Annotated in this window: 8 protein-coding genes; 3 read left to right on the plus strand and 5 right to left on the minus strand. The window is 66.1% G+C overall.

The window, feature by feature from the left end:
* Nucleotides 1-53: 53 nt before the first annotated feature.
* From ACFQEU_RS09085 to ACFQEU_RS09095, 3 genes are all read right to left on the minus strand, one after another.
* The gene (locus tag ACFQEU_RS09085; RefSeq protein ID WP_379781389.1) at nt 54-1,910 is read right to left on the minus strand and encodes a bacterio-opsin activator domain-containing protein; all 1,857 of its coding nucleotides are present in this window, start codon (nt 1,908-1,910) and stop codon (nt 54-56) included.
* A gap of 169 nt (nt 1,911-2,079) precedes the next feature.
* Nucleotides 2,080-4,044, minus strand: coding sequence for an acetate--CoA ligase (gene acs / locus ACFQEU_RS09090; protein WP_379781391.1), 1,965 nt, complete (start codon nt 4,042-4,044; stop codon nt 2,080-2,082).
* A gap of 261 nt (nt 4,045-4,305) precedes the next feature.
* Nucleotides 4,306-4,539, minus strand: a complete 234-nt coding sequence (locus ACFQEU_RS09095; RefSeq protein ID WP_379781393.1) for a hypothetical protein — start codon at nt 4,537-4,539, stop codon at nt 4,306-4,308.
* Between the two features lie 201 nt (nt 4,540-4,740).
* Here ACFQEU_RS09095 and ACFQEU_RS09100 point away from each other — a divergent pair, with 201 nt between their 5' ends.
* Both ACFQEU_RS09100 and ACFQEU_RS09105 read left to right on the plus strand, forming a co-directional pair.
* Nucleotides 4,741-4,929 carry a hypothetical protein gene (locus ACFQEU_RS09100; RefSeq protein WP_379781395.1) on the plus strand — a complete coding sequence of 63 codons (189 nt, stop codon included), beginning with the start codon at nt 4,741-4,743 and terminating at the stop codon, nt 4,927-4,929.
* Nucleotides 4,907-5,290, plus strand: coding sequence for a hypothetical protein (locus ACFQEU_RS09105; protein ID WP_379781397.1), 384 nt, complete (start codon nt 4,907-4,909; stop codon nt 5,288-5,290). The genes ACFQEU_RS09100 and ACFQEU_RS09105 overlap by 23 nt, the downstream gene beginning before the upstream one ends.
* A 173-nt stretch (nt 5,291-5,463) precedes the next feature.
* Here ACFQEU_RS09105 and ACFQEU_RS09110 read toward each other — a convergent pair whose 3' ends face one another.
* On the minus strand, nt 5,464-5,943 hold the full coding sequence (locus ACFQEU_RS09110; protein WP_379781399.1) for a type IV pilin domain-containing protein: 480 nt from the start codon (nt 5,941-5,943) through the stop codon (nt 5,464-5,466).
* A gap of 212 nt (nt 5,944-6,155) precedes the next feature.
* On the opposite strand from ACFQEU_RS09110, the gene ACFQEU_RS09115 reads away from it, so the two are divergent.
* Nucleotides 6,156-6,587 carry a universal stress protein gene (locus tag ACFQEU_RS09115; protein WP_379781401.1) on the plus strand — a complete coding sequence of 144 codons (432 nt, stop codon included), beginning with the start codon at nt 6,156-6,158 and terminating at the stop codon, nt 6,585-6,587.
* A gap of 46 nt (nt 6,588-6,633) precedes the next feature.
* Here ACFQEU_RS09115 and ACFQEU_RS09120 read toward each other — a convergent pair.
* Nucleotides 6,634-6,992, minus strand: a 359-nt coding sequence (locus tag ACFQEU_RS09120; protein WP_379781404.1) for a DJ-1/PfpI family protein, incomplete at its 5' end; no start/stop codon positions are given.

Genomic DNA, 6,992 nt, shown 5'->3' on the forward strand with positions numbered 1-6,992 from the left:
CCATACGAAGAGCTTCGTCGAGTCGTCAGCAACAATAAGATTATCTCACGGGCTCACGCTGTGCCGGCTGTCGAGACCTCGGGGTAAACACGTACGGCCTCGAAGAGCGTGTCGAGCAGCGCCCGCTGGGCCTTCCGAAGGTGGTTGTGAAACGTTGGCGAGGAAACGTCCATCGCGTCGGCGACCTCTTCGGCGGTGCTCCCGCGGGGCCAGTCGAAGTAGCCGCTGTGGTACGCCGCCGACAGCGTCGCCCACTGGCGGTCGGTGAGTCGGTCGGTGACCCCATCACGCAGCGTCGAGTCGGAGAGCGACGACCGCGTGATCGACTCCTTGCTCGCCAGCCTGACATCGGGGTACGTCGTCCGCAACCCGTCCGCGATCGGTCTGACGTCCGTCCCGTCGGGGAGGTCGGCGACGACGCGAACGTCCCCCTCGGTCGCGGTCGCGTCCCGGACGGTCGCTCCGTGTTCCGTCAGCGCCCGGACGAGCGAGCCGCCCGACACGCGGACGGAGACCGTACAGCCGTCTTCGTGGGTTTCGATCACCCGGATCTGCGAGACGCCGTCGACCGCCGCGACCGCGTCGGCGACCGCCTGTGGCCCCGCGCCGTCGACATCGAGGTAACACCGCGAGGCCGCTTCGGAGACCGTCACCGCCGACGCCAGATCGATACGGCAGCCGAGCGCCGTGCTCGTGCCCGCGAGGAACGCGTCCTCGGCGCTCGTGTGGAACTCGACTTCGGTGACCGCGTCCGAGTGGAGAAGGTCCCGCCACCGCCCGGCAGTGACTCCCCACCCGAGACACCGCCCGATCACCGTGGCCGCCGTCAGTTCCGTCTCTCCGATCTCCCTGTCGCTTAGGAGACACAACGCCCCGTACGTCGCGTCTCCGTGTCCGATCGGGACCGCGAGCAGCGTTCTAGCGCCGCGATCACCGTCTCCCTCCGCCGTGTCGGCAGGATCGTCGGCAGCGGGGTTCGATATCAGCTCACCGTCGTCGAGCAAGCCGGTCACCGGTTCGCCCCCATCGATCGCGCGGTCCCACGGCGACACGGCGTCCCCTGCGACCGGCGGCAGCGACCCGTTCCACGTCTCCAGCCGATCGTCGCCGTCACGCTCGTCGACGGCCGCGATGTCGGTGTCGACGCCGTCACGGGCGGCGACGCCGCGAACCACCCACGCGCATCGCCAGCGCGCCCCGTCCGTCAGACGGTCGACGACGCTCTCGAAAAGCGCGTCACGATCGGTCGCCGTCGGGATCGCCGCGAACGCATCGAGCAGCCAGTCCCGGCCGTCGTCCCGATGTGTCGGGGGATGAGAGCCGTCGGCGGTGACCGTCACCGACCCGTCCTCGTCGACAGCCGGGGCGACCGCCGCCACGATCGCCTCTCCGTCGAGCGGGTCGAGGTACGCGTCGAGCGCGTCCATCGTCGCCCACCCACCGGCTTCACGGACGACGTGGGGATCGATCCCACGTTCGAGAAGCCGCCGAGCGAACCCTTGCCGGAGGTCCCGAGGCGTGATCGACGCGAGCGCGGGGTCGTCGGCGAGCGACGCCGCGCGCTCGGCCGTCTCGCTCACGAGCATCTGAACGCGTCGCGTCGAGAGGTCGACGAACGGCTCGTCGGCGATCAGCTCGGTACTCTCGGCGTATCGTTTGAGCTCGGCGAACAGCGACTGCGGAACGAACGTTTCCCGGCCGATCCCCGCCCCGTCGTCAGCGGTCGGAACCGACAGGACACCCGTTCCCGGGGCCGTTTCCGCCGCCCGGAGGTCACAGGGACGGACACGAGGGATCTCCGCGCTCCGGAGCCCGGCCTCGCCAGCCAGTCTGACGGCGAGCGCGGCGGGATACGTCTCGGCTGCCGTGGCGAGCGCCTCGTGTGCCCCACGCGGGATCTCCCCACCCATCGTTTCGTATTTCAATTGATTGGCGAAACAAAAACCTTCGTGTGCTGCGCTCGTCCGAGCTAGTCGAGGTACTCCGCGGGCGTATCGCGGAATAACCGTCAGATGACGTTTCGCCTCCGTTGAATAAGCCGAAACATCAGCCGTCGTCGGCGTCGAGCACCCGCACGGCTCACTCCTCCTCACGGACCGTGGACTCGATCTCGCCGACGACTTCGGGGTTGCGGAGGGCGCTCACGTCGCCGAACTCCTCTCCCCGGGCGATATCCTCCAGCAGTCGCCGCATGATCTTCCCGGACCGGGTTTTTGGCAGCTCGGGCGTGAACACGACTCGATCGGGGCGGGCGACTTCGCCGACCGCGTTGGCGACTCGGCGTTCGATCGACTCGCGGAGGATCGGGTCAGGGTCGACGTCGCCCCGAGTCGTGACGTACGCGATGACCCCGCCCGAGTCGTCGCCGACCACCGCGGCCTCGGTGACGCCGTCGGCCGCGACGATCGCGGACTCCAGCTCGGCGGTGTTGAACCGGCGGGCACGGACGTTGATCACGTCGTCGACCCGGCCGAGGATCGTGACGTACCCGTCCTCGTCGACAGTCGCCCCGTCGCCGGTGCGGTACCGCCAGCCCTCAGTTGTCTCGGCCCAGTACTCGCGGCGGTACCGCTCGTCGCCCTCGCGGAGTCCGCGACACATCCCGGGCCATGGACGGTCGATCGTTAAGTAGCCGGCCTCGCCCGCCTCCACGGGGTCGCCGTCGCGGTCGACGACCCGCGCGTCGATCCCCGGCAGGGGTGGGCCGACCTTCCCCGGTTTCATGTCGCTCACGCCGGGGAGCGTCGCCAACGCGATCGCCCCCGTCTCGGTTTGCCACCACGTGTCGACGACGGGCGCGTCGCCGCCGCCGACGTGCTCGCGGTACCAGTGCCACGCTTTCGGCGTGATCGACTCGCCGACGGTGCCGAGCAGCCGGATCGACGACAGGTCGTGCGCCTCCGGGTACTCCGCGCCCCACTTCATGAACGACCGGATCGCGGTCGGGGAGGTGTAGAAGACGCTCACGGCGTTGCGCTCGATGAGATCCCACACCCGGTCACGGTCGGGGTAGTCCGGCGACCCCTCGTACAGGACGGTCGTCGTGCCGAGCGCGAGCGGCCCGTACACGCCGTAGGAGTGTCCGGTGATCCAGCCGATGTCCGCCGCACACCAATACGTGTCCGTCGGCCGCACGTCGAGCACGTTCCGGGTCGTCCAGGCAACGTGTGCGAGATAGCCACCGGTGGCGTGTTCGACTCCCTTCGGGCGGCCGGTGGTGCCGGAGGTGTACATCACGAACAGGAGGTCAGTCGCGTCGCGGGCGACCGGCTCGACGGTCTCGCCGTCGTGTGGCGCGAGGAGCGTCCCGTAGTCGTGTTCGTCCTCGCCGAGGGGGACGTCGAGGGCGTCGCCGAGGCGGTCGACGACGACCGTCGCCTCGAGGCTCCCGTCGGCCTGGAGGCGGGCGTTGTCCGCGCGGGACTTCTGGTTGAACGCGTCCTCCCGCCGGTAGTAGCCGTCGCAGGTGACGAGGTACGCGGAGTCGGCGGCGTCGATCCGCGTCGCGAGCGCGTCCGCGGAGAGCCCGGCGAAGACGACGTTGTGGGGCGCACCGATCCGGGCACACGCCAGCATCGTCACGGGCAGCTCCGGGATCATCGGGAGGTAGAGGGTGACGACATCGCCCTCCTCGACGCCGAGCTCGCGGAGCCCTGCCGCGGCGGCGTTCACTTCCCGGTGGAGGTCGGCGTACGTGTACGACCGTCGTTCGCCGCGCTTGCCGAACCACCGGATCGCGAGCTGGTTGCGGCGCTCGTCGAGGTGGCGATCGACGCAGTTGGTCGCGGCGTTGAGCCGGCCGTCCGGGAACCACTGATAAAACGGTGGGTTCGAGTCGTCGAGTACGGTGTCGGGATCGCGCTCCCAGTCGAGCAGGTCGGCGGCGCGTCCCCACGCGTCCGGCCAGTCGCGCTCGAACGCGTCGTACACGTCGTCGTCGTCGGCGACCGCGGCCGACTCGCGGAACTCGTCCGGCGGCTCGACGACCGTCTCGTCGGCGGCGACCGCGTCGGCGTGCCGGCCGTCAGTTCCCGCGTCGTTCATACCAGGGACTCCCGACCGCAGGACCGTATACTTTGTCCGGCGATCGGAGACGGGAGGAAGGCGAGGAGTCCCGGGGAGGGTATATAAACCCATCAGGGCAGGATCGACAGCGAAAGACAGGTGGTGGAGCCGAGAGCGAAACGGAACGCGGGGAGAACCGAAAGCGAGGGAAACGGAACGCGAGGGAAACGGAACGCGAGGGAAACGGAACGCGAGGAAACGAGAGGTGTGGAGAGTCGACGGCGGGTACCGGTCTTCCGATCAGCTGCCGGCAGGTTCCTTCTCCTCCCAGCTCGGCGCGTCCCCGCTCAACAGCGACCGCAGGATCCGGACGACCGCATCCAATCCGTCGCTCGCGTCGACCTCGCCGCGCTCCGCGCTCCGGACGAAGACATCGAGGTCCTCGAGAGTCACCCGCCCCGAGGAAACCGCGTCCGTGATCGTGTCCGTCTCGCTCTCGAATACGCTTATAAGCTCGCTCCCGGTAGTGCTCATCTCGATCGTTACTACAAACCGAGTTAATATATTACTCCCGGTTCGTTCAGTTGGCTCGTGGTGGTCGGCAAGTCGACTCGTGTTCGGCGGGGTGTCGAGCGACCGACGACTCGTTCGGAAACACCTGACCCGAAACCGAGAGCGACGTCGAACGCTCGACTCACCAATAAATCTATAACCCCACACGAGAAACTATTACTTATGATAAACGCCATGACAACCGAGGATCTCGGCGTGATACTCGCCGGGTTGGCTCTCGTACTCATGGGCGTCCTCCGCCTCACAGGACTCCTCACACTCGAAAGTATTCTCTTTATAATTTTTATTATTAGTGCCGTCTACGTCAGTTTCGTTGCAGGATTCCAGTATGGTCAGCCCCGCAGATCTTAGATACACCTCGCTCCTCGCGTTCTTTTTTGCTCTTATTATAGCGGCGGTGTTCCAGTATGCAGATCTCTCCTCACTCTCCACCTGGGCAATGATACTCGGCGGTGTGACTACAGTCGTCCTCAGGGCCAGTGCCGTCAGAATGGAAGAAAGAGAAGAAACTCGACCCGTTCGGCAACGCAGGACGAACGGTCTCACGGAGAAACAACGCGAGGAAGTGCGTCAAGAGATCGAACGCCTCCAGAAGGAGATCACAGCGGAATCCCAGGACGAGGATGCGCAACCTCCGGGTGGGGAACAGGAGGGTCCCGCCACCGATGAAACCGAGAAGGACGAGCGAGATCCGGACACTGAAACCAGCTGAATTCACCCGGTATTTTCATGGAGTACTGACGATCCAATTGTAACGGTAGAGATCACCGCCACTCCGGCTACGTGCTTATAGATAATCGACGATGCCGCAGTGATAGGCCACGGACTCCTGTGATTACTTTATAAATAGTCGCAGGGAACTCAGAGCGGTTCGGGAAGCGAGCGTCAGTTCTCGAAGTCGAGCTCGTCGCCGAACTCGAAGTCGTCGACAGTCACTTCGAGAGTCCGGTCGAGCAGGATCGAGTCGCTTGGCTGGTGGATGACCCGAATACGGACGTCTTCCTCTTCGCCGATCGTGTTATCAGTCCCATCCAATTCAGCCGTCTCCTCGTCACCAACGGAGAACCGGGTTTCGAACTCGTCGGTGGCTTCGCCGCGCTGATCGTCAGGACCGGTTATCAGCACCGTCAGCGACTCCGACGCGATCGAGTCGCCGCCGTTGTGCTCGATCGTCAGGGTCGAGTCCGCGTCCTGGTCGAGGTCCATGGCCAGCTGCGCGGTGGGCTGGTTGTCGCCGAGCTGGTCTCCGAGCCCGAGCACGAACGTGCCGATGACGGCGGCCAGGATCACGGTTATCGCCACCATTAGGATCACGCCGATAACGGGACTCACTGCGCGGTCGTCGGATCGGATGTCTGGTATCATGGGTCGTATCGAACGGTCCCCGAGCGAGCCGTGTCGACTGCCGCCCGGCCACGGTCCGAGGCACCGGTTACGCGTGCTTTGACTGTCTTCAGTTATATACTTGGTCACCCCGGCGTCGGGTCCCAAGGCCGCAACCGTTCATTGTCGGCCGAACGCGGGGGCAGACCCGAGTATCGACAGCGTATTTACGTGACGAACACGTCGGTAGACGTATGACTCTGGTCGTCGTGCCGGTTCGATATCCACTGTCGGCACACTCCGAGCGCACCCTTCGGGAGGGCGTGCGCGTCGCTCAGGAGCGCGACGCCGACCTCACTGTTCTCCACGTCGATCTGTACCAGAACACCGGCGGTGTCTCCCGCAGCGACCTGAAGCGGGCGGTCGAACGCCGGACCGGCTCGCTCGACCGTGCCCGGTTCGTCGTCCGGCGCGGCTTCCTCGTCGAGGAGACGATCCTGGAGGAGATCGTCGCCGAGAACGCGGACGTGGTCGTCATCGGCTCGAAACAGGCGGGTCGGTGGCGGCGGATGGTCCAGAAGTTGCTCTCGGACCCCGACATCGACACGTACCTCCGCGACCAGCTCGACTGTACCGTGATCACCGTCGACGACAGCGGGGCGACGGTTCACGACGCCGAACTCTGACGGATCTCTCGACTCCGCGACACGTCTCCTGCTTCGTTGTGGGTGCCTACTCGGCCTCGTCGTCACCCGCGACCGTGTAGCGCCGATCGTACTCGATAACCGTCGCCACTCGCTCGGCGACGGCGTCACCGAACTCCTGCTCGACGACGTGTAACGCGAGGTCCAGCCCGGAGGTCACCCCACCCGCCGTCAGGAGGTCGCCGTCGTCGACGACCCGCGCGTCGACGACTTCGGCACCCGACTCGCGGAGCTCGTCCATCGCACTCGCGTGGGTGACCGCGCGCCGTCCGTCGGTGACCCCGGCAGTCGCGAGCAGCATCGACCCGGTACAGACGCTCGCGATCCGCGTTCCAGCCGCGTGGTGAGCGGCGAGCGCGTCGGGAACCACCCCGCGCTGTGCCTCCG

The organism is Halorubrum tibetense (assembly GCF_042661865.1).
Lineage (GTDB): Archaea > Halobacteriota > Halobacteria > Halobacteriales > Haloferacaceae > Halorubrum > Halorubrum tibetense.

What these genes read in the sequence shown, in the direction of transcription:
- ACFQEU_RS09085 (WP_379781389.1), bottom strand. Translation starts at nt 1,910, where the DNA reads ATGGGTGGGGAGATCCCGCGTGGGGCACACGAGGCGCTCGCCACGGCA.
- acs (WP_379781391.1), bottom strand. Translation starts at nt 4,044, where the DNA reads ATGAACGACGCGGGAACTGACGGCCGGCACGCCGACGCGGTCGCCGCC.
- ACFQEU_RS09095 (WP_379781393.1), bottom strand. Translation starts at nt 4,539, where the DNA reads ATGAGCACTACCGGGAGCGAGCTTATAAGCGTATTCGAGAGCGAGACG.
- ACFQEU_RS09100 (WP_379781395.1), top strand. Translation starts at nt 4,741, where the DNA reads ATGATAAACGCCATGACAACCGAGGATCTCGGCGTGATACTCGCCGGG.
- ACFQEU_RS09105 (WP_379781397.1), top strand. Translation starts at nt 4,907, where the DNA reads ATGGTCAGCCCCGCAGATCTTAGATACACCTCGCTCCTCGCGTTCTTT.
- ACFQEU_RS09110 (WP_379781399.1), bottom strand. Translation starts at nt 5,943, where the DNA reads ATGATACCAGACATCCGATCCGACGACCGCGCAGTGAGTCCCGTTATC.
- ACFQEU_RS09115 (WP_379781401.1), top strand. Translation starts at nt 6,156, where the DNA reads ATGACTCTGGTCGTCGTGCCGGTTCGATATCCACTGTCGGCACACTCC.